The sequence below is a fragment of the Pseudomonas sp. P5_A2_2 genome (assembly GCF_054177685.1).
Genome location: NZ_JBGCUL010001200.1, coordinates 1 through 1229, shown reverse-complemented (window position 1 = coordinate 1229; position 1229 = coordinate 1). Strand labels below are relative to the sequence as shown.

Here is a 1229-nt window from a genome sequence, read left to right as displayed (position 1 = left end):
ACGTAGGACGCCACCACTTTGCTGATCTGGCGGTCGGTCAGCAGTACGCCGAGGCCGAAACCGTCGACGCCGCAGTTGTTGGAAACCACGGTGAGGTYGCGAGTACCTTTGCGCTTGATCTCGTTGATCAGGTTTTCCGGGATGCCGCACAGGCCGAAGCCGCCAGCGATCACGGTCATGCCGTCTTCAAGACCTGCCAGGGCTTCCTCGTAGGAACTCACGCGCTTGTCGAAACCTGCCATATGCACCTCTTTTATTCTTTGTGGGCGGCTGGCTAGCCGAATGGGAGGGAGTGTCTCGCTGCAAGATTCATTTGTTAAGTTGTTTTTTAGAGCGGATTGATTGATAAAGCTCAATAATGTGCTGCCCCGTCCTTTTCAGCTTAGAACCTGTAGCTTACAACTGGAGCATTGCCCCATGACCGTCAAGCAGATCCGCGCCTTTCTGGCGGTGGCCCAGAGCCTGAGCTTTGCCGTGGCCTGCGAGCGCCTGCACTTGTCGCAATCGGCCCTGAGCCTGACCATCAAGGCGCTGGAGGAAGGCCTGGGCGGGCGCTTGTTCACCCGCAACACGCGTAACGTGGCACTCACCGCCGAAGGCGAATCCCTGCTGCCGCTCGCGCGCCGGTTGATCGCCGACTGGGACAATGTCGAGGATGAAATGCGCCAACGCTTCACCCTGCAGCGCGGTCGCGTGACCCTGGCGGCGATGCCATCGTTCGCCGGCAACCTGCTGCCGCCGATCCTCAAGACGTTCCGCGCCCGTTATCCGAACGTCAACGTGACGGTCAATGACGTGATCAACGAGCAGGTGCTGGAAATGGTCCGTGACCGCCAGGTTGAACTGGGGGTGGCGTTCGAGCCGACCATGAGTTCGTCGCTGCAATTCACGCCGTTGTACATCGACCGATTCGTTGCAGTGGTGCCCCGGGATTCGACACTGGCCGAACTCGATGACATCGACTGGCAAACCCTGCTCAAGGAACCGTTCATTACCTTGCAGCGACCGTCCACGGTGCGGGTCATGCTTGAAGAGCATTTGCAGGCCCGGGGCATGAAACTGCCGGTGGAGTTTGAAAGCCATCAACTGGCGACGGTCGGGCGCATGGTTGCCAGTGGCCTGGGCGTGAGCGCGGTGCCGGCCTTGTGTGCCGGGCAGATGCGTGAGCTGGGCGCGCGTTGCATTACCTTGCGCGATCCGGTGGTGGAGCGGGCGCTTGGGGTGTTGAC

2 protein-coding genes are annotated in these 1229 nt (G+C 60.4%); one reads left to right on the top strand and one right to left on the bottom strand.

Annotated elements, in window-relative coordinates; all coding sequences use genetic code 11:
* Positions 1-242 (bottom strand): CoA-transferase (locus ACXRVY_RS30075; RefSeq protein WP_458239083.1); only part of this gene is annotated, 242 nt, incomplete at its 3' end.
* 175 nt (positions 243-417) lie between these two features.
* Here ACXRVY_RS30075 and ACXRVY_RS30070 point away from each other — a divergent pair.
* A partial coding sequence (locus ACXRVY_RS30070) for a LysR substrate-binding domain-containing protein (protein ID WP_458239082.1) occupies positions 418-1229 on the top strand: 812 nt, incomplete at its 3' end.